Source organism: Pseudomonas brassicacearum, from assembly GCF_003732265.1.
GTDB lineage: Bacteria > Pseudomonadota > Gammaproteobacteria > Pseudomonadales > Pseudomonadaceae > Aquipseudomonas > Aquipseudomonas brassicacearum_D.
Window position 1 is genome coordinate 214,525 of record NZ_MOBK01000002.1, and the last position, 20,404, is coordinate 234,928.

Sequence of the window (20,404 nt, forward strand, 5' to 3'; positions counted from 1 at the left end):
TGATGAAACCCCACGCCACGGCTTACAGCCAACGCTTGTTGCGCGGCCAGACACCTTCCTATGAACGCTTGCAGGCACGTCTCGCCGAAGACGGCAGCGAACTGAGTGCCGAACCGATTGCCGTGCATTGCGGCTGGGGCCGGTTGCTGATCGGGCACACCTTCCCGGATCCGGCCAGCCTCGCCCAGGAGTTGCTCAATGAGCAGCCGGGCGAGCGCGACATTGCGTTGTACGTTGCCGCGCCGCAGCAGATTCTGGGGCTGGAACCAGCGCAGCTTTTTCTCGATCCGTCCGATACCTTGCGTTTGTGGTTCAGCGATTACCGTCAGGCCACTCGCGTGTTTCGTGGTTTCCGTATTCGTCGTGCACAAAGCGATGCGGACTGGCAGGCGATCAATCAGTTGTATCAGGCGCGCGGCATGTTGCCGATCGATGCCAACCTGCTGACCCCGCGTCATTTGGGCGGGCCGGTGTATTGGCTGGCCGAAGACGAAGACAGCGGAGCGATCATCGGCAGTGTCATGGGCCTCAATCACCACAAGGCCTTCAACGATCCAGAGAACGGCAGCAGCTTGTGGTGCCTGGCGGTCGATCCGCATTGTTCGCGGCCGGGTGTCGGTGAGGTGTTGGTGCGGCACTTGATCGAACACTTCATGAGCCGTGGCCTGAGTTACCTGGACTTGTCGGTTCTGCATGACAACAGACAGGCAAAAAGCCTTTACGCCAAGCTCGGTTTTCGCAACCTTTCGACCTTTGCGATCAAGCGCAAGAACGGCATCAATCAGCCGCTGTTCCTCGGGCCTGGGCCGGAAGCGGAATTCAATCCGTATGCGCGGATCATTGTGGAGGAAGCCCTTCGACGCGGCATTGATGTGCAGGTCGATGACGCCGATGCCGGCCTGTTCACCCTCAGCCATGGCGGGCGCCGGGTGCGTTGCCGCGAATCGTTGAGCGACCTGACCAGCGCCATCAGCATGAGCCTGTGCCAGGACAAGAGCCTGACCCACAAAGTCCTCAAGGCCGCAGGGTTGAACCTGCCGTCGCAACAACTGGCCGGCAACGGCGATGACAACCTGGCGTTTCTCGATGAGCACGAGCGGGTGGTGGTCAAGCCGCTGGATGGCGAGCAAGGCCAGGGCGTTGCCGTGGATTTGCAGACCATTGAAGAGGTGCAACAAGCCATCGAAGCCGCCCGCACGTTCGACAGCCGAGTGCTGCTGGAAAGCTTTCACGAAGGCCTGGACCTGCGGATTCTGGTGATCGGGTTTGAGGTGGTGGCGGCGGCGATTCGGCGGCCGGCCGAGGTGGTCGGCGACGGTCAGCATTCCATTGGCGCGTTGATCGAAGCCCAGAGTCGACGGCGACAGGCTGCCACCAGCGGCGAGAGCAAAATCCCGCTCGATCATGAGACCCAACGTACGTTGCATGCGGCGGGTTACGACTACAGCAGTATTCTGCCGGCGGGTGAGCATTTGTTCGTACGGCGTACGGCGAATCTTCATACGGGCGGGGTGCTGGAGGATGTCACCGCGATTCTGCATCCGACGTTGATCGATGCGGCGGTGCGGGCTGCGCGGGCGCTGGATATCCCGATGGTCGGACTCGACTTGATGGTGCCAGCGGCCGATCAGCCGGAGTACGTGTTTATCGAAGCCAATGAGCGCGCCGGGCTGGCCAACCATGAACCGCAGCCGACGGCTGAGCGGTTTGTGGATTTGTTGTTTCCGCACAGTCAGCCGGCTGCCCTTTAGATCTGTAGTGCTTGAACTGGCCCCTTCGCGAGCAAGCCCGCTCCCACAGGGATACGCGGTCAAATGTGGGAGCGGGCTTGCTCGCGAAGGCGGCGTGCCAGGCACCAAAAATCTAACTTATCCCCCTCATCGAAACCATCGATGTTCTGTACCCATCAGGAGTTTCCATGACCAGCAAAATCCCTGAACCGGATCTCAACTACCTGCAAAAAGTCCTGCTGGAAATGCTCGCCATTCCCAGCCCTACCGGGTTCACCGACACCATCGTGCGCTATGTCGCCGAGCGCCTCGAAGAGCTGGGCATCCCCTTCGAAATGACTCGTCGCGGCACCATCCGTGCAACCCTCAAAGGCAAGAAAAACAGCCCCGACCGCGCGGTGTCCGCGCACCTGGACACCATCGGTGCGGCGGTTCGCGCTGTGAAAGACAACGGACGCCTAACCTTGGCGCCCGTCGGTTGCTGGTCCAGCCGCTTTGCCGAGGGCAGCCGGGTCAGCCTGTTCACCGACAACGGCGTGATTCGCGGCAGCGTGTTGCCGTTGATGGCTTCCGGACACGCCTTCAACACGGCCGTCGACGAAATGCCGATCAGTTGGGATCACGTCGAACTGCGCCTGGATGCCTATTGCGCCACCCGCGCCGACTGCGACTCGCTGGGGATCAGCGTCGGTGATTTCGTGGCCTTCGACCCCTTGCCGGAGTTCACCGAAAGCGGCCACATCAGCGCCCGCCACCTGGACGACAAGGCTGGCGTTGCGGCGTTGCTCGCGGCGCTGAAAGCCATCGTCGACAGCGGCGAGGAGTTGATGATCGACTGCCATCCGCTGTTCACCATCACCGAGGAAACCGGCAGTGGCGCGGCGGCCGCGTTACCGTGGGATGTCAGTGAATTCGTCGGTATCGACATTGCGCCCGTCGCGCCCGGCCAGCATTCCAGCGAACATGCGGTGAGCGTGGCGATGCAGGATTCCGGCGGGCCCTATGACTATCACTTGTCGCGACATTTGCTGCGCCTGGCCAGTGACAACGAGTTGCCCGTGCGCCGCGACCTGTTCCGTTATTACTTCAGCGATGCGCATTCGGCGGTGACTGCCGGACACGACATTCGCACCGCCCTGCTCGCCTTCGGTTGCGACGCCACGCACGGTTATGAGCGGACGCACATCGACAGCCTGGCGGCGTTGAGTCGACTGCTCGGCGCCTACATCCTGAGTCCGCCAGTGTTTGCCAGTGATGCGCAACCGGCGAAGGGGTCGCTGGACCGGTTCAGTCATCAGATCGAACATGAGACGCAGATGGAAAGTGACACGCGGGTGCCTTCGGTGGACAGTCTTGTCGGGCAGCGCACCGATAGCTGACTCCGAGCTTGGTATCTTTAGTGGCTGACAGATCGCCTTCGCGAGCAAGCCCGCTCCCACATTTGACCGAGTTCCTCCTGAAGGAACGCAATTGAATGTGGGAGCGGCGGTGCGACGACTCGACTTGCTCGCGAAGGCGTCCGCACAGGCAGCACATCAGCCCGAGGCTAGCCGTCACCGATCATTCGCCGTAGCATCCCGACATTGTTTTAGCCGAGGTGCCTATGCTGATTCCCTACGACCAACTTGAAGTCGACACCCTGACCCGCCTGATCGAGGATTTCGTGACCCGTGACGGTACGGACAACGGCGATGACACGCCGCTGGAAACCCGCGTATTACGGGTTCGCCAGGCATTGACCAAAGGTCAGGCACTGATCGTTTTCGATCCGGAAAGCGAGCAGTGCCAGTTGATGCTCAAGCACGATGTGCCCAAGCACCTCTTCGACTGAACGGCTCAGCGCCCCTTGGTCTTGGCCAGTTTGACCTGGATGCGTTCATAGACCTCGGCGCGATGCACATTGACGTTCTGCGGCGCTTCGACGCCGAAGCGCACACTGCCGCCGCTGACGTTGAGGATGCGCACTGAAATGTCGTCACCGATGGAAATCATCTCGCCCACAACGCGACTGAGTACAAGCATGGTATTGGTCCTTGAGGATTACCGGCCCTTGAAGATGCCCGGCGTTTAGCGGGTCTTCAATGCGATGGCGGCAAATCAGTCCAGCCCTACAGCACTGGACGAACCCTCCTGACGGAAGCGTCCGACAAATCGATTGAATGCAGGACCGATCCTTCAGGATGCGGAAAAGCGCGGGCCAAACAGAATGACACTCGCGCCGATCACACACAGCGCCACTCCGACCCAGTCCGAGCTCAATGGACGAATCCGCTCGACCACGGCCAGCCAACCAATCGAGGCGATGATGTAGATCCCGCCGTAGGCGGCGTAGGCGCGCCCGGCGTAGGTGGCTTCGACTCGGGTGAGCAGGAGCGCGAACAGGGTCAGGCTGAGCAGCGCCGGCAACACCCACAAAACGCTTTTGCCTTGGCGCAGCCACATCCAGAACGCGAAGCAGCCGGCGATTTCGAACAGCGCCGCGAGGAAAAACCACAGGTAATTGAGCATGCAGGTGTCTCGTTAGAGTGACCGATGGCGGCCACCCTAACGACGCTGTTGCCTGCGGGCAAGATCAGCCTGCGCTTTGTTTGGCCTTGGCGCGCATTTTGTCGGCCATGAGGGTCATTTCGTTGTAAAGCAGTTGCGGGTTTTTCTGCTTGATCGCCCAGGCCATGCGGCCTTGTTCGTGCGGCAGGATCATGAACTCGCCGGCAGCCACCTGGTTGTAGATGTAGTCGGCGATGTCGGTGGCGGTGATTGGCGAACTTTCCAGCAGTTTGCCGACCTGGGCTTTCATCGCCGGAGTCGGGCCACGGAAAGAATCGAGCAGGTTGGTCTGGAAGAACGACGGGCAAACCACGTGCACGCCCACTTCCTGTTGCGCCAGTTCGATCAACAGGCTTTCGGACAATGCCACCACGCCGGCCTTGGCCACGTTGTAGTTACTCATGGCCGGGCCTTGCATCAGGGCAGCCATCGACGCGATGTTGATGATCTTGCCTTTGCTTTTTTCCAGCAGCGGCAGGAACGCCTTGCAGCCCTTGACCACACCCATCAGGTTGATCGCGATCTGCCAGTCCCAGTCTTCCAGCGACAGTTCGCTGAAGAATCCGCCCGATGCGACACCGGCGTTGTTGACGATAACGTCGATGCCGCCGAGCTTTTCTTCGCAGGCCTGAGCGAATGCGGTCAGCTGGCTGTAGTCACGTACATCGCAACGCTGGATAAAACCATCGCCACCGGCGTCGCGAACCAGCTTCAAGGTTTCTTGCAGACCGGGCTCGCTGACATCCGACAAGGCCAGTTGCCAGCCTTCACGCGCCCAGCGCAGCGCGATTTCGCGACCCAGGCCCGAGCCCGCGCCAGTGATCATCATGCGATTTTGCATAGCAAACAGCCTTGTGGTTCCGGGAAAGATGCGCTGAGTGTAGCGAAGGTCCTTGCCCGACCCACGCTCCATCAGATTGATGAATGGCCCGAACAAACCGTGGACGCGTGTGGTTCAACTAATTCTGAAAAAAACGAAATAAACAGGTCTCCAAAAAACATTAAAAAAACATGGAATTTTCCGACTCGCGCACCAGTCGGACGTTGTAAGCAGCTTGAATTAATAACCTTCCAGCTGACCGTTAAAAGACAGGTCAATCCAGAACACTTCCAACAAGGAAATAGACATGGGCACAATTCTGATCGTTATTCTGGTCCTCTTGCTGATCGGTGGTCTGCCGGTTTTCCCACACTCCAGAAGTTGGGGTTATGGCCCGTCGGGTATCATCGGCGTCGTGCTGGTAGTGCTGTTGATTCTGCTGTTGCTTGGCAGGATTTAACGGATATAACGAATTAACCGACAAAAAAAGAGGCCCTTGAAAAAGGGCCTCTTTTTATTGCGCCGAAATCTTAGTCCGGCTTGCCGTCGACAACACCGGCGGTATTGTCGAGCAGGCTCTTGGTCGCCGTTTGCAGGAACGACTCAAGCTTGAGCTTCAACTCGGCAGTGCGTGGATCGTTAGGCACGATCTCGGCATTCGGCTTGGCGCCCAGTTCATAGCGGTACATCTTCGGCTCCATTTCCTTCTCTTTCGGCAGCACCAGAATCTGGTCAGCGGTGAGAATGGCCGTGGTCTGTTCGCTGCCCGACGGCTTGATCACACCAAAACCGGTGTCGCCTTCCGGCAGGTTGAGCAGGTCACGTCCCCAGCACTGATGGCGCACTTCGCCACCAATACGCCCCATGATGGTCGGCACGATGTCGATCTGAGTGCCCACGGTGTGGTCACGCTGGCCGAACTTTTCCTGGATACCCGGTGCGATCATCAGCATCGGCACGTTGAAACGGCCCAGGTCCATTTCGGTGATTTGCTGTTCGTTACCGAAACCGTGGTCACCCACGATCACAAACAGGGTTTCCTTGAAGTACGGCTCTTTACGCGCCTTCTCGAAGAACTGGCCCAACGCCCAGTCGGAGTAACGCATGGCGGTCAAGTGTTCGTTGAGGTTGCCGCGATCGGTCACGCGCTCGACCGGCAATGGCGTCGGCAAGGCATACGGCGTGTGGTTGGACAGCGTCTGCAACAGGGCATAGAACGGCTTGCCGTTTTCCCGGGCCTTGAGCTCTACCAGGCCACGGTCGAACATGTCTTGGTCGGACACGCCCCAGGTCGGATCGGAGAACACCGGGTTGACGAAGTCGTTACGACCAATGAAGTTGGTCATGCCCTGGTTGCTGAAGAAACCCGACTGGTTATCCCAGGCGAAATCGCCGTTGTAGACGTACACGTCGTCGTAGTCACGGGCGCTGAGCAGCTGTGGCAGGCCGGACAGTTTGTGGCTGCCTTCCGGGGTCTGCATCAGGTATTCGAAACCGGGCAGGTTCGGGAAGCACGCCATGGTGGCGAACATGCCCTGGTGGGTATGGGTGCCGTTGGAGAAGAAGCGGTCGAACAGCAGGCCTTCCTTCGACAGTTTGTCGAGGTACGGCGTGATGTTGCCCGGGCCGCCCAGCGCGCCGACCGAGTGACCGGCCATGCTTTCCATCAGAATCACAACCACGTTCTTGATCGGCAGGGTCTTGTCGGCCGGTGGCGTGTAGTCGCGACGCACAGCGGCAGTTTCAGCATCCACCAGTTTTTCGTCTTTCATCACCAGCATGTCACGCACGGTCTGCTGGGCCAGAGGCTGCGGCAGTGTGGCTTTCCAGATGTTGTCGCGATCTTCGGACATCCGGCTCTTGGCCGCCGCGATCAGCGACAGCGTGCCGTTGAGACCCAACTGGTTGGCGAAGTTCGAGTCGGTGGTGTAGACGTCACCCCAACGCAGCGGCGGGCCCTGACGCAGGGTGCCACGCGCGGCGACCACGCAGACCAGCAGGCAGACAACGAACACGCCGATGCGTGCATACCACGGGGCGATCTGGCGCGTGCCGATGCTGCCGCCGCTGAACGGGCCACGAGGCCGGGTCGCACGATCAGCGCCCTTGAACGCCAGGGTCAGGATCAACGTGCCAACGGCCCACGCCAGCAGATAACGAACCACCGGAAAACCGTACCAGAGCATGCTCATCACGGTTTTCGGGTCTTCCTTCACATACTGGAAGACCAGGCCGTTGAGGCGCTGGTGGAACTCGCGGTAGAAGTCCATCTCCATCAGGCCGAGGAACAGCGCGATGCTCGACGCGATGGTCAGCCAGAAGCGGAAGAACCCGCGAGCAGCCATGGCCCGCGCGCTGAACAGTGCCAGCAGCAGCGGAATGCAGAGGTAGACCACCAGGCGCAGGTCGAAACGCAGGCCGTTGGCGAACGCTTCAAGGAACGTCGAAGCCGGGGTGTCGAGGATCATCGAGCGGTTGTAGACCAGCAGCGCAACACGCAGCAGGCTGAACATGACCATCATGATCAAGGCGCACAACAACGTGTAGGCCAGATGTGATTTGACGGTCGGTTGCAGCAGGCGACTAGAAGCTCGCTGCTGATTCAGGGCGTCCGGGTTTGCCATGTCGTTTTAGGACCCATTGGAAGTTGAAGTTTCAAAAATACAGCGGCGCCCTGCCCTCTATTGGCCATTACTTGGCCCCGGGGCTTGCGCGGTGCGCAAATGTTGCACGATCACCCGCCTCATTGCCATTGATTACTGTTTGGCTGACGGATGCGGGCGGATTGTCTTGGAGGCTTTGTGAAAATTTCGTGCAACGTATATCCGGAAACACAATAAAGCCGCGCACGAGCAGAAACGCAAACGCCCCGAACCAGTCGGGGCGTTTTGCAGAACAACGCAGCGATTACTTCTCGGCGCGTTCTTTCAGGGCTTTCAGGGTATTGAACGGTGCATCGACCACGAACTTGTTGGCGATCATCGATGGCACGCTGCCGCCTGGCTCGGTGTGCACCTGATAGGTCACTTCGACCTGGTCACCCTTTGGGACGAACTTCCAGAACCCGTCGACTTTGGTGACGCGTACAAAGCCTTTTTCTTCCGGAATGTACTTCGGCACACCTTCGAGTTTGCGGGTCAGGCTGCCATCGGTGCCTTCAACGGTGGTGATGTGCAGCACCGAATCACGCGCGGTGACAGGCCACGGGGTATTGAATTGGGTGTAGGTCCAGCTCTGGTCGCCTTCGTGCTTGAGCAGCTTCTGCATTTTGCACTCGTGAATCCAGGCACAGGCGCCGGCCACGTCTTCCTGCAATGCACGTAGTTTGGCGACGGTGGTCTTCATCAAGGTAACGCCCTGATAGGACTTGTAGTCCGAACCCGGCACTTCGGCCAGAGAGATCTTGATGCCGTCTTCGTTCTTGGCGACTTTCCAGTCTTCAGCCTGGGCGGCCGTAGTGGCCAACACGGCGGTCAACCCACACAACACAGCGATACGATGCAGCGAACCCATGGTTTTATTCCTTATTGTTGAAGTTCCGTTGTTTGAACACATCACGCCGCCGTCATCTGCTCCCACCATCCCAGCAGTTTGATCGCCTCGTCACTGCTGCTGCCGCACACTTCGATATCGGCTTCAAATGCCGAACACACTGCGGGGCGTTCGGGCTTGCCGAAGATGTTGCACAGGTTATCGACCGAAAGTTGCACGCAACGTTCACCAGCGGCTTTGCCATTGGGCATACCGGGAATCGGTGAACTGATGGAAGGGGCAATGCAACAGGCGCCACAGCCTTCACGGCATTTCATGACGACGAGCTCCTCACGAGGTGTGATGTGTAAAAGGACGGGACACAGAGTAACCGCTAAAACAGTTGTTTAAAATTACCCGGACCGGGGTTTTTTCGTTCAAACCAGCGTGACTGACCAGTCTCCGACAAAGCGTCTGGCCAGCGGCTCACGGATGGGAACGATTTACTGCTTGAACTCGAAATCCAGTGCCGCGCCTTCAACTTCCCGGCGCTCTTCATTGCGCAGCTGTAACTGCATTTCGTTACTGAGCAGCCGACCGTTGAGCTGAAACGGACTACTGCCAGACTTTTCGCCAAACATCTGTGGCAGCACCGCATCGTGTCTGGGCAGCGGCACGGTGCCGATCGGTTTCAGTTCCTGGGCCATTTGCGGCGGCAGTCTCAAATCAAGTTTGACCGGAGGCAGTTGGGTTTTCACCACTTCGCTGGGCGCTTTCGACTTGGAGGCGATAGGCGGACGCTTTTTCACCGCCGGTGTTGGCTTTTTCACGGCCGCGGCTTTTTTGGCAGGCACCGTTTTTTTCTCGCTTGCGCTGGCGGCAGGTTTTTCCTGGGCAGCCGCTGCCATGACGCCTTCAGCGTGAACGGTCATCAGCAGGCAAAGAAACAGGCAGACGGCAGGAAAAATCGGCTTCATGAACCCAACAGCAATAACGGCAGAGGGCCATATGCTCGCCTGTTGCGCGCCACATGACAAGCTCCGCCGAGAACGAGCCACCCGACTGCTCAGAAGCCGCCGGCCGTCTCCTGGCAAAGTTGCGTCGCCAGCATGCCCAACGTCATCAACGCACGCTCGGCTTCACGGTTCCAGGGTGTGCCGCAGTTGAGCCGAATGCAGTGATTGAACTGCTCGGTGTTACTGAAGATAAGCCCCGGCGCAATACTGATGCCTTGCTGCAACGCCCGTACGTGCAATTCCTGGGTGTTGACGCGCCCCGGCAAACTGACCCACAAAATGAAACCACCGGTAGGCCGGGTCATCTGCGTGCCTTCGGGGAAGTATTGCTGGACGGCCAGCTGGAAGGCGCTGAGGTTCTTGCGGTATTCCTGGCGGATGTAGCGCAAATGTCGGTCGTAACCACCGTTTTCCAGATACGCCGCAATGCCCATTTGCGTGACGCTGCAGGCCGAATGGGTACTGAACGTCTGCAAGCGCTGGATTTCCTGCTGGTATTTGCCGGCAATCATCCAGCCGATCCGCACGCCCGGCGACAGGGTTTTGGAGAAGCTTGAACAATAGATGACCCGATCCAGCCGGTCATAGGCCTTGAGCGATTTGGTGCGTCCCTGCTCGAACATCAGTTCGCCGTAGATATCGTCTTCGACAATCTGGATGTCGAAATCCGACGCCAGGCGCAGCAATTGTTTCTGCCGCTCCTCGGGCATGGTCCCACCCAATGGATTGCTCAGGCGCGTGGTCAGCACCAACGCCTTGATCGACCATTGGTTGGCCGCCAGTTGCAGCGCTTCAAGGCTCATGCCGGTGGCGGGATCACTGGGGATTTCGATGACTTTGAGGCCGAGCAAGTCAGCCAGTTGCAGCAGACCGTAATACGTCGGCGATTCGGCGGCAATCAGATCGCCCGGCCGGGTCAATACGCGCAGTGACATCTGCAACGCATCGACGCAGCCATGGGTGATGACCACTTCGGAAGGATCGACCACCACACCGGCATCGCGCATGCGGATCGCCACTTGTCGGCGCAACGGTTCAAACCCGGGGCTGAACATGTAGCTGAAAGCACGCGGGCTATGGAAACGGGTGACTTTGGCCAGTTGCTGATGCAGCGCCCGCACCGGCAAGTAATCGACACTGGGCACTGCGGCACCCAACGGAAAAACACCCTCGCGGCGGGACTCGACCAACACTTGTTGAATGATGCTGCTGCGCGTGACCAGCCCAGGACGCTCGACCCGGGCGATGTCCGGTGTCGGCGCGGTCAGGGCCGGCGTCTGGTGAACGTAGTACCCCGACTGCGGCCGGGCGCGGATCAGCCCCTGATCTTCAAGATTGGCATACGCCTGCAACACCGTCGCATGGCTGACGTTGAGCTGCGAGCTCATCTTGCGCACCGAAGGCACGCGCTCCCCCGGTTGATAGACACCACGGCGGATGTCTTCGGCCAGTTGTTGAGCAATACGTTGGTAGAGCAAGAGATTGGTCATGACGCAGCACTCGATTTCACGGGCATTTTATTCTTGTGTGAAACAATACCGGAACAGTTTAGAAGTGTACTGGGACAGTTGCCACAATAGTCGACCGTACAGTGCAGTGTCAGCAAAATCTGTACTGCTTTTTGCGATAAACCTAGCAAATAGCAGACGAAAAAAAACCCGGCGCTGTCTGGCAGGCCGGGTTTTCCAGTGACGCAACCCTTAGCGGGCGGCGCCGAGCTGGCCTTTTTCGTCGGAGAACACAATTTCCACCCTACGGTTCTGCGCACGTCCACGCTCGGAAGCGTTCACGTCCACCGGGTATTCATCGCCGTAGCCTTCGACCTGGATGCGTTTATCATCGATGCCCAGGTCCATCAGGACGTCAGCCACCGATTGCGCACGGTCACGGGACAGCTTGAGGTTGTCCTGCTTGCCGCCGGTGCTGTCGGTATAACCTTCGATCCGCACCACGCGTTTCGGATTGAGCTGCAGGAACTGAACAATCTTCAGCACCACACGGTTCGCCGAATTTTTCAGCTCGGCTTCGCCGGTATCGAACAGCACATCGCCCAAGGTCATCACCAGACCACGATCCGTCTGGGTGGTCGCCAGCGCGACAATCTGCTCTTCGAGCCACTTGCCCTGCTGCTGAACGCTGAGCAGTTTGGATTCACGCAGCGCCAGTTGCAGACGCTGACGCTCCAGTTCAAGCTTCGCCGCGCGCTCTTCGTTGAGCACCAGATTGGTGTGTTCCCGGGCAATTTCGCTGTAGCGCTGGCTCAGGTAGGCGTAATGCACCACGTCCGAACCGCTGCCCCAATAGCTGGACAGACGATCGGCGCGGGCCAGCGACTCACCGGCGCGGATCACGTCTTTTGGAGCGATGCGCAGCACATTGGAATCTTCCTTGACCTTCTGGAAGTCGGCGCCCGCTTCTTGCAAAGCCGCTTCACTGTGCTGGCCGGCGCAGCCATACAGGCTGGCGCAACCGGCAAGGATCAAGCTGCCGAGCGCTTTAGACTTGAGGCTCATTGGGCATCTCCCAGTTGCTTGCGCAGACGAGTGATGCGGGTATTGAGCACGTTCAATTGCTCCTCGCTCTTGAGGGTCAGCACCTTGGCTTCGGCCAGGCGCGCGTCCAGCTCGGCCTGCTCGGCCCGCATGCGCGCATGTTTGTAGGACTGCTCGGTCATGTTGCTTTGGGCACGGGCGAATTTTTCCTCGGCCAGTTTCATTTCCGGCATGTCGTCGGCAGTGGCGCCCACGGCTTTGGCCTGGACGAGTGCCTGTTCGGTCAGGCGAATCTGTTCATTCGGCGCCGGATCGGCTGCACAACCCGCCAGAGCCAGAACGGCCAGGGCAGCGAAAAGAGGTCGAATACTCACAAAGAATCCCTACTGTTTTGGGGCACTGACAGGTTGTTGCTGCTGCTGTTGCTGCGCTTTCCAACGCTCGATATTGCGTTGCAACGCGGCGTCCGTCAGTCCTGAGGCGGGCAATTCTGTCATCTTTTTGGCCAGCTGTCCGCGCAACCACGGATCGTTGCAGGCGGAGTTATGGGAAACCGCGAGGTACAGACCGGGTTTATCAATCGGCTCGGCACGGGGGATCAGGTCGTTGGCCATACTTAGCGCCTGCGCGGCTGCCATGCCGGAGTAGCGTCCGGCGAGAACAAATTCGACCTCACCCAAGAGCAATTTCTGAAAGGCCTGGGTCAGGTTGGGCGTACGGGTGAGGGTCAATTGCTGATCGGCAAAAGTGCCGAATGCCGGGGTCATTCGAGACTTTTCCGACAATGCGCCGGGATGGCCGTGGAGGTCCTGGGCCTGGTTGTAGACCAATGCCGAGTCTTTGCGGGTCCAGACGAGGTAGTCGTTTTCCAGCAGCGGTGGATGAATGTAATCCAGGGCTTCCAGTTCGCTGACGGTCAACGGCGCGTCGGCCAGCATGTCCATGCGCCCGCTGCGTACTTCGTCGAGCGCCTGGGAGCGTTTGCCGGCATACAGCAACTCGACCTTGATACCCAACTCCCCCGCCACTTGCTGCAACAGGTCAGCACTGGCACCGATCAGCTTTTTAGGATTTTGCGGGTCTTGCCACAAATACGGTGGCGCGTCCGGGCTGCCGGTCACGATCAATCGATCGCACTTGCCCGCGGCATTGGACAAGGTCGGCAACATCGTCAGGCCCAGCAGTAACGACCAGCCACACACGCGGCGCAGATCCATGGCGACACTCTCCCACTCAAATCCGGAACAAAAAAAAGCCCGACCAAAAGGACGGGCTCTTTATAAGTCAGGCCGCTGGATTAGACCAGCTTCTCGAACTCGGGGATTGCTTCGAACAGGTCTGCCACCAGGCCGTAATCGGCCACCTGGAAGATCGGCGCTTCTTCGTCCTTGTTGATCGCAACGATCACTTTGGAGTCTTTCATGCCGGCCAGGTGCTGGATCGCGCCGGAGATACCGACCGCGATGTACAGCTGTGGAGCAACGATCTTGCCGGTCTGACCGACCTGCATGTCGTTGGGTACGAAACCTGCGTCGACCGCGGCGCGGGAAGCACCGACAGCAGCGCCCAGCTTGTCAGCCAGGGCGTACAGGTGTTTGAAGTTGTCGCCGTTCTGCATGCCACGACCGCCGGAAACGACGATTTTGGCAGCGGTCAGTTCCGGACGATCGGACTTGGCCAGTTCTTCGCCAACGAAGCTCGAAGTGCCAGCGTCGTGAGCAGCAGCAACGGATTCAACGGCAGCCGAACCACCTTCAGCAGCAACCGGGTCGAAACCGGTGGCACGCACGGTGATGACTTTCACCGAAGCGTTGGACTGAACGGTAGCGATGGCGTTACCGGCGTAGATCGGACGCTTGAAAGTGTCAGCGCTTTCGACCGAGATGATCTCGGAGATCTGGTCAACGTCCAGCTGAGCGGCAACGCGCGGCAGGATGTTTTTGCCGTTGGAAGTCGCGGCAGCCAGGATGTGGCTGTAGCCCTTGCCCAACTCTGCAACCAGCGGCGCTACGTTTTCCGGCAGTTGGTGAGCGTAGGCAGCGTTGTCAGCTACCAATACTTTGCTCACGCCAGCGATTTTCGCAGCGGCTTCAGCCACGGCGCCAACGCCCTGGCCTGCAACCAGAACGTGGATGTCGCCACCGATTTTGGCAGCGGCAGCCACGGTGTTCAGTGTGGCCGGGGCCACTACTTTGTTGTCGTGTTCAGCAATAACCAAGATAGTCATTTAGATTACCTTCGCTTCGTTTTTCAGTTTCTCGACCAGTTCAGCCACCGACTTGACCTTGATACCCGCGCTGCGTGCAGCAGGCGCTTCGACTTTCACGGTCTTGTTGGTAGAGGCGGTGGAAACGCCCAAAGCGTCCGGAGTCAGCACTTCGAGAGGCTTCTTCTTGGCTTTCATGATGTTTGGCAGGGACGCGTAGCGCGGCTCGTTCAAACGCAGGTCGGTGGTGACGATGGCCGGCAGTTTCAGGGAAACTGTCTGCGCGCCGCCGTCGACTTCGCGAGTCACGGCAACGCTGTCGCCGCTGATTTCGACTTTCGAAGCGAACGTGCCCTGACCGTAGCCGCTCAGTGCAGCGAGCATCTGGCCAGTCTGGTTGTTGTCGCTGTCGATGGCTTGTTTGCCAAGGATCACCAGCTGAGGCTGTTCCTTGTCGACAACAGCTTTCAACAGTTTGGCAACGGCCAGCGAAGTCAGGTCTTCGGCAGATTCGACGAGGATGGCGCGGTCGGCACCCAGAGCCAGCGCGGTGCGCAGTTGCTCTTGAGCAGTGGACGGGCCGACGGAGACGACGACGATTTCAGTCGCAACGCCTTTCTCTTTCAGGCGTACGGCTTCTTCCACTGCGATTTCGCAGAACGGGTTCATCGACATCTTGACGTTGGCAAGATCGACGCCGGAATTGTCCGCCTTGACGCGGACCTTGACGTTGTAATCCACAACGCGTTTGACAGCTACAAGAACCTTCATGGATTCCTCGTTACTCTCCGGTGAAAAGAAAGTCGCCTAGGCGAACCTGGCGGTTGATGCTCATCGGGCGCAAGGGCACCTCTAAAAACGCCGGCAAACGTGTCAAGTGACCATCGCTCATGAAGTGCATGACCGTTCGTCAGTGGTGACCAACGAGTCATTCAATATCGCGGCGTGTAAACTGCGAGCCAAACTTGCGCTGCGCATCACTTCCCACTGCCATCGCCCTGTCTTTAGAGGTGCTCTTGAAACCAACAGTCAGCCTACGGCGAGCGCAAAACCGACCGTATCTTGACCGGAACGCCTATTCCGGTCAATACGGCAAAATGGCCGTTCGTAAGCCGCGTGACTTTGATTTCTCTGGCTTTGAGCCAATTCAAACAAACGTTTGTATTGGACGCTAGGAGTGGTGTAGATATAATGCGCCACCCAGAGAGAAAGGTGACTAATCGATTGTCCCCTCCCAGCATTGCGCTGGGATTCATGGATGCGACACCAAACCTCCAATTAGAAAAAAAACTGTTGAGCCTTGAGTAGGAGATAACCTGTGGAACGCGAATACATGGAATTCGACGTCGTCATCGTCGGTGCCGGCCCCGCTGGTCTTTCCGCTGCCTGCCGCTTGAAGCAGAAGGCTGCTGAAGCCGGTAAGGAAATCAGCGTCTGCGTGGTCGAAAAAGGCTCCGAAGTCGGTGCTCACATCCTGTCCGGTGCCGTGTTCGAACCACGCGCCCTGAACGAACTGTTCCCGGACTGGAAAGAACTTGGTGCGCCGCTGAACACGCCGGTCACCCGCGATGACATCTTCGTTCTCAAGAACGCTGAAAGCGCGCAAAAGATTCCTGACCTCTTTGTGCCCAAGACCATGCACAACGAAGGCAACTACATCATCTCCCTGGGCAACCTGTGCCGCTGGCTGGCTCAGCAGGCCGAGAACCTGGGCGTAGAAATCTACCCGGGCTTCGCGGCCCAGGAAGCGCTGATCGACGAGAACGGCGTGGTTCGCGGAATCATCACCGGTGACCTGGGCGTTGACCGCGAAGGCCATCCGAAAGAGGGCCTGTACACCCCGGGCATGGAACTGCGTGGCAAGTACACGCTGTTCGCCGAGGGCTGCCGTGGCCACATCGGCAAGCAACTGATCAAGCGTTTCAACCTCGACAGCGAAGCCGACGCCCAGCACTACGGCATCGGCCTGAAAGAAATCTGGGACATCGACCCGGCCAAGCACCAGCCAGGCCTGGTGGTTCACACCGCCGGTTGGCCGCTGGACATCATGGGCACCGAGAACACCGGGGGCTCGTTCCTCTATCACCTGGAAAACAACCAGGTGGTCGTCGGTCTGATCGTCGATCTGTCCTACAGCAACACTTACCTGTCGCCGTTCGACGAGTTCCAGCGCCTCAAGCACCACCCGGTGCTCAAGCAGTACCTGGAAGGCGGCAAACGCGTCAGCTACGGCGCCCGTGCCATCTGCAAAGGCGGCCTGAACTCGCTGCCGAAAATGGTCTTCAAGGGCGGCGCGCTGATCGGTTGCGACCTCGGCACCCTGAACTTCGCCAAGATCAAAGGCAGCCACACCGCGATGAAGTCCGGCATGCTCGCCGCTGAATCCGTGGCCGAAGCACTGTTCGCCGAGAAAGACGGCACCGAAGAGCTGACCTCTTACGTCGACGCGTTCAAGAAGAGCTGGCTCTACGATGAACTGTTCGCCAGCCGCAACTTCGGTCCGGCGATCCACAAGTTCGGCGCCATCGTCGGCGGCGGTTTCAACTGGCTGGACCAGAACATCTTCGGCGGCAAACTGCCGTTCACCTTGCACGACACCAAGCCGGATTACGCTTGCCTGAAGCTGGCGGCCGACTGCAAGAAAATCGACTACCCGAAACCGGACGGCAAGATCAGCTTCGACAAACTCAGTTCGGTGTTCATCTCCGGCACCAACCACGAAGAAGAACAGCCTTGCCACTTGAAGCTGACCGACCCGAGCATCCCGATCAGCAAAAACCTGCCGCTGTACGATGAACCCGCGCAGCGTTACTGCCCGGCCGGCGTGTACGAAGTGATCACCAAAGAAGACGGCGAGAAGCGCTTCCAGATCAACGCCCAGAACTGTGTTCACTGCAAGACCTGCGACATCAAGGACCCTGCACAGAACATCACCTGGGTGACACCGGAAGGTGCTGGCGGCCCGACTTACCCGAACATGTAAGTTGAACGCCTGAACATCAAGGCTCCCGAAGTGGGGGCCTTTTTGTTGCCCGCGATTCCGATGACACCACAAAAAAAATGTGGGAGCGGGCTTGCTCGCGAAAGCGGTTGATCATTCAACATTGATGTCGACAGACACACCGCATTCGCGAGCAAGCCCGCTCCCACATTGGATTTTCGGTGGATCACGCAGCGCGTTCGTCTCCCGGATTACGCTCAAAGTAGCGCTTGTACTCCCGACTGAACTGCGACGTGCTCTGATACCCGACCCGATGCGCCACCTGCGCCACGCCCAGGCCCTCGGACACCAACAACTGCTGCGCCTTGAGCAAACGCAAGCGCTTCAGATACTGCACCGGCGACAACAACGTGCTGCGTTTGAAATGCTCATGAAACGTCGAAGCACTCATGTTCGCGCAACTGGCCAGCGTCTCGACATTCAGCGGTTCGGTGTAGTGCGCATGCAGATGACTGAGCGAAGCCGCGACCCGGGCGAATTGCCCCTGCTGCTCCACCAGTGCGCGCAACACATCGGCTTGCGGCCCGCGCAACGCGACGAACAACAACTCACGCAATCGCGCCTGGCCCATGACCTGGCATTCCAGCGGATCGTGCAGGCAGCGCAGCAACCGTTCCACACACCCGCGCATCGCGTCGTCGAGCACCGTCGAGGTCATCGACTCCAGTGTCTGCGCCGCAATAGTGCGCCCCGCCACCAACCCCATGGCCAACACCAATTCGCCGAGCAACGTCCGGTCGATCGCGATGGAAATCCCCAGCATTGGCCCTTCCGGCGCGGCAAAGGTTTCGCACTCGAACGGCACCGGCAACGCCTGGATCAGATAATGCCCGGCGCCATACTCCAGCGTACGCGGCCCCAGGTACGCCAGTTTGCTGCCCTGGACGATGATGACCAGGCTCGGCTCATAGATCTGCGGACCACGGGCCACATCGCAACTGGCACGCAACACCTGCACACCCGGCAACGCGGTGGGCGCGAAGCCGTCGCGAGTGGTCAGCGGCTGGATCAGCGAAACCAGCGTGGCATTGGCATCGAGATGACGGGTCAACAACATGGGAGCTCTTCACAAAAATGTCGCGGAAAAAGGGATGAAAGCATCTTCGCAGGTCTGACCGCGCATTTGATCAATCCAACGTGGATGCCGGAGGAATAGGCATGACACCCGGAGGAATCGCCATGGCCGGTGCCAGGTGCGGCGCCCAGAATGCACCGCCTCACCTGTCACTGCTTTTGCGAGGTTCCTCATGTACACCGCCATCGGATACGCCGCCCAGTCGGCCACCACTCCCCTCGCCCCCGTGAAATTCGAACGCCGCAGCCCTCGGGCCGATGACGTGGCGATCGAAATCCTCTACTGCGGCGTCTGCCACTCCGACATCCACCAGGCCCGCAACGAGTGGGGCATTGCCGTTTACCCGCTGATGCCCGGCCACGAGATCGTCGGCAAAGTCACCGCCATCGGTGCGAACGTGACCCGGCACAAAATCGGCGATCTGGTCGGTGTCGGCTGCATGGTCGATTCCTGCCGCAGCTGCGAAGCCTGCCAGTCCAACCTCGAGCAATACTGCCTCGAAGGTCCAACCATGACCTACGCCACCCCGGACCGGGTCGATGGCAGCAACACCATGGGCGGCTATTCCGACAGCATCGTGGTCAGCGAGCACTTTGTCGTGCGCATCCCGGAAAAACTTGCGCTGGCCAGCGCCGCGCCGATCCTCTGTGCCGGCATCACCACCTACTCGCCGCTCAAGCACTACGGGGTCAAGGCCGGTGACAAGGTCGGGATCCTCGGCATGGGCGGCCTCGGCCACATGGGCATCAAGTTCGCCAAGGCGATGGGCGCCGAAGTGACGCTGTTCACCCGCTCGGCGAGCAAAGCCGAAGAAGGTCGTCGCCAGGGTGCGGACCACGTGATCGTGTCCACCGATGCCGAGCAGATGAAAGCCGCTGCCGGCTACTTCGACTTCCTGCTCGACACCATTCCGGTGCAGCACGACCTCAATCCGTACCTCGACACCCTGCGTTTCGACGGCGTGCACATTCTGGTGGGCCTGATCGAACCGATCGATCCACCAGTCCACGCCGCCAAACTGGTGTTGGGCCGTCGGGTACTGGCCGGTTCGCTGATCGGTGGCATTGCAGAAACCCAGGAAGTGCTGGATTTCTGCGCCGAACACAACATCACCTGCGACATCGAAATGCTCGATATCCGCCAGATCAACGAGGCTTACGCCCGCATGATCGCCGGAGATGTGAAGTACCGCTTCGTGATCGACATGGCGACCTTGAAGGTCTAAACCTTCAAGCCAAGCTCTGCCGAGAGCCGGGCTGTGACCCCCTTGATCAGGGGAATCAGCTCGGCCATTTTTTCCAGCGGCATATATGGCACGGTGCTGGCGATGCTGATGCCGGCGACAATACGCTTGCTGGCATCACGGATCGGCGCCGCCACACAACGGATCGACGGTTCGTTGTCTTCCAGATCGAAGGCGTAACCGCCCGCCACATACTCGACCATGCGCTGCTGAAACTGCTCCCAGGATTGCTCCGGGTGCTGCGGCCAAAACAGATTTTTCCCACCCGCCGGCAAGCTGACTTCGTACAGCCGCTGCCATTCTTCCTGCGAGTCATCGAGCATCAAGGCCTTGCCGATCCCGGTGCGCGCCAACGGCATGCGATGGCCGACCCGCGAACGCATTTCCGGGCCGTTGCGCCCAGGATTCTTGTGCAGGTACAGCACCTCGTCGCCTTCGCGGATCGCCAGGTGAATGGTGTCGCCGGTCAACGCCGACAGCTCATCCAGATACGGCCCGGCCAACGTCACCAGCGGCAACTCTTCGCGCGCCTGGAAACCCAGTTCGATCAGCTTCGGCCCCAACAGATAACCGACTTGTGGCACCACACGCAGGTAACGCTCGTCCACCAGGCAACTGGCCAGACGATGGGTGGTGCTGCGCGTCGTGCCGATCAGCCGGGCGATTTCCTTGAGATCGCGGGCGCCACTGGCCACGGCCTGAACCACACCCAGACCACGAAGCAGGGTCTGGGTGCCGGTCGGGGCGGCGTCCTTGGCGATTTTTGGGGCGTCTTCCTGCATATCCAGCCTTTACCGTTGAGC

21 protein-coding genes are annotated in these 20,404 nt (G+C 59.3%); 6 read left to right on the plus strand and 15 right to left on the minus strand.

Translation table 11 applies throughout. The features are described from left to right. Positions 1–2: 2 nt before the first annotated feature. The 3 genes from ngg to BK660_RS07085 all read left to right on the plus strand — a co-directional run bounded on the left by ngg (position 3) and on the right by BK660_RS07085 (position 3,561). Complete coding sequence (ngg, locus tag BK660_RS07075) at positions 3–1,751, plus strand: N-acetylglutaminylglutamine synthetase (protein WP_123432715.1); 1,749 nt, start codon at positions 3–5, stop codon at positions 1,749–1,751. Positions 1,752–1,918: 167 nt separating this feature from the next. Next, positions 1,919–3,109 carry an osmoprotectant NAGGN system M42 family peptidase gene (locus BK660_RS07080; RefSeq protein ID WP_123432716.1) on the plus strand — a complete coding sequence of 397 codons (1,191 nt, stop codon included), beginning with the start codon at positions 1,919–1,921 and terminating at the stop codon, positions 3,107–3,109. A gap of 224 nt (positions 3,110–3,333) precedes the next feature. After that, positions 3,334–3,561, plus strand: a complete 228-nt coding sequence (locus tag BK660_RS07085; protein WP_007945785.1) for a YheU family protein — start codon at positions 3,334–3,336, stop codon at positions 3,559–3,561. Positions 3,562–3,566: 5 nt separating this feature from the next. On the opposite strand, the gene csrA is transcribed toward BK660_RS07085, so the two are convergent. From csrA to BK660_RS07100, 3 genes are all read right to left on the minus strand, one after another. Then, positions 3,567–3,752, minus strand: coding sequence for a carbon storage regulator CsrA (gene csrA / locus BK660_RS07090; protein ID WP_123432717.1), 186 nt, complete (start codon positions 3,750–3,752; stop codon positions 3,567–3,569). A 153-nt stretch (positions 3,753–3,905) separates the two neighbouring features. Further along, entirely contained in the window at positions 3,906–4,238 is a 333-nt protein-coding gene (locus BK660_RS07095) for a YnfA family protein (protein WP_123432718.1), read from the minus strand. A gap of 64 nt (positions 4,239–4,302) precedes the next feature. Continuing rightward, positions 4,303–5,118, minus strand: a complete 816-nt coding sequence (locus BK660_RS07100) for an SDR family oxidoreductase (protein ID WP_027924084.1) — start codon at positions 5,116–5,118, stop codon at positions 4,303–4,305. Between the two features lie 280 nt (positions 5,119–5,398). Between BK660_RS07100 and BK660_RS07105 the strand changes: the two genes are divergently transcribed. After that, entirely contained in the window at positions 5,399–5,557 is a 159-nt protein-coding gene (locus tag BK660_RS07105; RefSeq protein ID WP_185045033.1) for a DUF3309 family protein, read from the plus strand. A 70-nt stretch (positions 5,558–5,627) separates the two neighbouring features. Here BK660_RS07105 and BK660_RS07110 read toward each other — a convergent pair whose 3' ends face one another. The 10 genes from BK660_RS07110 to BK660_RS07155 all read right to left on the minus strand — a co-directional run bounded on the left by BK660_RS07110 (position 5,628) and on the right by BK660_RS07155 (position 15,053). Next, the gene (locus tag BK660_RS07110; RefSeq protein WP_123432720.1) at positions 5,628–7,721 is read right to left on the minus strand and encodes an LTA synthase family protein; all 2,094 of its coding nucleotides are present in this window, start codon (positions 7,719–7,721) and stop codon (positions 5,628–5,630) included. 283 nt (positions 7,722–8,004) lie between these two features. Next, positions 8,005–8,610, minus strand: a complete 606-nt coding sequence (locus tag BK660_RS07115) for an START domain-containing protein (RefSeq protein WP_123432721.1) — start codon at positions 8,608–8,610, stop codon at positions 8,005–8,007. Between the two features lie 41 nt (positions 8,611–8,651). Then, positions 8,652–8,906, minus strand: coding sequence for a YkgJ family cysteine cluster protein (locus BK660_RS07120; protein WP_123432722.1), 255 nt, complete (start codon positions 8,904–8,906; stop codon positions 8,652–8,654). 165 nt (positions 8,907–9,071) lie between these two features. Further along, entirely contained in the window at positions 9,072–9,545 is a 474-nt protein-coding gene (locus BK660_RS07125) for a translation initiation factor 2 (protein ID WP_123432723.1), read from the minus strand. 89 nt (positions 9,546–9,634) lie between these two features. Beyond that, positions 9,635–11,074, minus strand: coding sequence for an aminotransferase-like domain-containing protein (locus BK660_RS07130; RefSeq protein ID WP_123432724.1), 1,440 nt, complete (start codon positions 11,072–11,074; stop codon positions 9,635–9,637). A 210-nt stretch (positions 11,075–11,284) separates the two neighbouring features. Continuing rightward, complete coding sequence (locus BK660_RS07135; RefSeq protein ID WP_123432725.1) at positions 11,285–12,097, minus strand: OmpA family protein; 813 nt, start codon at positions 12,095–12,097, stop codon at positions 11,285–11,287. Next, positions 12,094–12,450, minus strand: a complete 357-nt coding sequence (locus BK660_RS07140) for a DUF4398 domain-containing protein (RefSeq protein ID WP_027924077.1) — start codon at positions 12,448–12,450, stop codon at positions 12,094–12,096. The genes BK660_RS07135 and BK660_RS07140 overlap by 4 nt, the downstream gene beginning before the upstream one ends. A 9-nt stretch (positions 12,451–12,459) precedes the next feature. After that, positions 12,460–13,293, minus strand: coding sequence for a substrate-binding periplasmic protein (locus tag BK660_RS07145; protein ID WP_123432726.1), 834 nt, complete (start codon positions 13,291–13,293; stop codon positions 12,460–12,462). Positions 13,294–13,373: 80 nt separating this feature from the next. Beyond that, on the minus strand, positions 13,374–14,303 hold the full coding sequence (locus tag BK660_RS07150) for an electron transfer flavoprotein subunit alpha/FixB family protein (protein ID WP_123432727.1): 930 nt from the start codon (positions 14,301–14,303) through the stop codon (positions 13,374–13,376). Continuing rightward, the gene (locus BK660_RS07155; RefSeq protein ID WP_007945693.1) at positions 14,304–15,053 is read right to left on the minus strand and encodes an electron transfer flavoprotein subunit beta/FixA family protein; all 750 of its coding nucleotides are present in this window, start codon (positions 15,051–15,053) and stop codon (positions 14,304–14,306) included. A gap of 547 nt (positions 15,054–15,600) precedes the next feature. On the opposite strand from BK660_RS07155, the gene BK660_RS07160 reads away from it, so the two are divergent. Further along, a complete protein-coding gene (locus tag BK660_RS07160; protein ID WP_123432728.1) occupies positions 15,601–17,265 on the plus strand; it encodes an electron transfer flavoprotein-ubiquinone oxidoreductase in 1,665 nt (554 codons plus the stop codon). Between the two features lie 184 nt (positions 17,266–17,449). Here BK660_RS07160 and BK660_RS07170 read toward each other — a convergent pair whose 3' ends face one another. Beyond that, a complete protein-coding gene (locus tag BK660_RS07170) occupies positions 17,450–18,340 on the minus strand; it encodes an AraC family transcriptional regulator (protein WP_123432729.1) in 891 nt (296 codons plus the stop codon). A 190-nt stretch (positions 18,341–18,530) separates the two neighbouring features. Between BK660_RS07170 and BK660_RS07175 the strand changes: the two genes are divergently transcribed. Further along, a complete protein-coding gene (locus BK660_RS07175; protein ID WP_123432730.1) occupies positions 18,531–19,583 on the plus strand; it encodes an NAD(P)-dependent alcohol dehydrogenase in 1,053 nt (350 codons plus the stop codon). On the opposite strand, the gene BK660_RS07180 is transcribed toward BK660_RS07175, so the two are convergent. Continuing rightward, positions 19,580–20,383, minus strand: coding sequence for an IclR family transcriptional regulator (locus tag BK660_RS07180; protein WP_123432731.1), 804 nt, complete (start codon positions 20,381–20,383; stop codon positions 19,580–19,582). The two genes, BK660_RS07175 and BK660_RS07180, sit on opposite strands and share 4 nt — an antisense overlap. Positions 20,384–20,404: the final 21 nt, after the last annotated feature.

Bases quoted from the DNA above. Each gene is read 5' to 3' on its own strand.
- BK660_RS07175 (WP_123432730.1), top strand. From the start codon at position 18,531: ATGTACACCGCCATCGGATACGCCGCCCAGTCGGCCACCACTCCCCTC.
- BK660_RS07170 (WP_123432729.1), bottom strand. From the start codon at position 18,340: ATGTTGTTGACCCGTCATCTCGATGCCAATGCCACGCTGGTTTCGCTG.
- BK660_RS07095 (WP_123432718.1), bottom strand. From the start codon at position 4,238: ATGCTCAATTACCTGTGGTTTTTCCTCGCGGCGCTGTTCGAAATCGCC.
- BK660_RS07145 (WP_123432726.1), bottom strand. From the start codon at position 13,293: ATGGATCTGCGCCGCGTGTGTGGCTGGTCGTTACTGCTGGGCCTGACG.
- BK660_RS07115 (WP_123432721.1), bottom strand. From the start codon at position 8,610: ATGGGTTCGCTGCATCGTATCGCTGTGTTGTGTGGGTTGACCGCCGTG.
- BK660_RS07135 (WP_123432725.1), bottom strand. From the start codon at position 12,097: ATGAGCCTCAAGTCTAAAGCGCTCGGCAGCTTGATCCTTGCCGGTTGC.
- csrA (WP_123432717.1), bottom strand. From the start codon at position 3,752: ATGCTTGTACTCAGTCGCGTTGTGGGCGAGATGATTTCCATCGGTGAC.
- BK660_RS07080 (WP_123432716.1), top strand. From the start codon at position 1,919: ATGACCAGCAAAATCCCTGAACCGGATCTCAACTACCTGCAAAAAGTC.
- BK660_RS07085 (WP_007945785.1), top strand. From the start codon at position 3,334: ATGCTGATTCCCTACGACCAACTTGAAGTCGACACCCTGACCCGCCTG.
- BK660_RS07155 (WP_007945693.1), bottom strand. From the start codon at position 15,053: ATGAAGGTTCTTGTAGCTGTCAAACGCGTTGTGGATTACAACGTCAAG.
- BK660_RS07125 (WP_123432723.1), bottom strand. From the start codon at position 9,545: ATGAAGCCGATTTTTCCTGCCGTCTGCCTGTTTCTTTGCCTGCTGATG.
- BK660_RS07150 (WP_123432727.1), bottom strand. From the start codon at position 14,303: ATGACTATCTTGGTTATTGCTGAACACGACAACAAAGTAGTGGCCCCG.
- BK660_RS07120 (WP_123432722.1), bottom strand. From the start codon at position 8,906: ATGAAATGCCGTGAAGGCTGTGGCGCCTGTTGCATTGCCCCTTCCATC.
- BK660_RS07180 (WP_123432731.1), bottom strand. From the start codon at position 20,383: ATGCAGGAAGACGCCCCAAAAATCGCCAAGGACGCCGCCCCGACCGGC.
- ngg (WP_123432715.1), top strand. From the start codon at position 3: ATGAAACCCCACGCCACGGCTTACAGCCAACGCTTGTTGCGCGGCCAG.
- BK660_RS07110 (WP_123432720.1), bottom strand. From the start codon at position 7,721: ATGGCAAACCCGGACGCCCTGAATCAGCAGCGAGCTTCTAGTCGCCTG.
- BK660_RS07130 (WP_123432724.1), bottom strand. From the start codon at position 11,074: ATGACCAATCTCTTGCTCTACCAACGTATTGCTCAACAACTGGCCGAA.
- BK660_RS07100 (WP_027924084.1), bottom strand. From the start codon at position 5,118: ATGCAAAATCGCATGATGATCACTGGCGCGGGCTCGGGCCTGGGTCGC.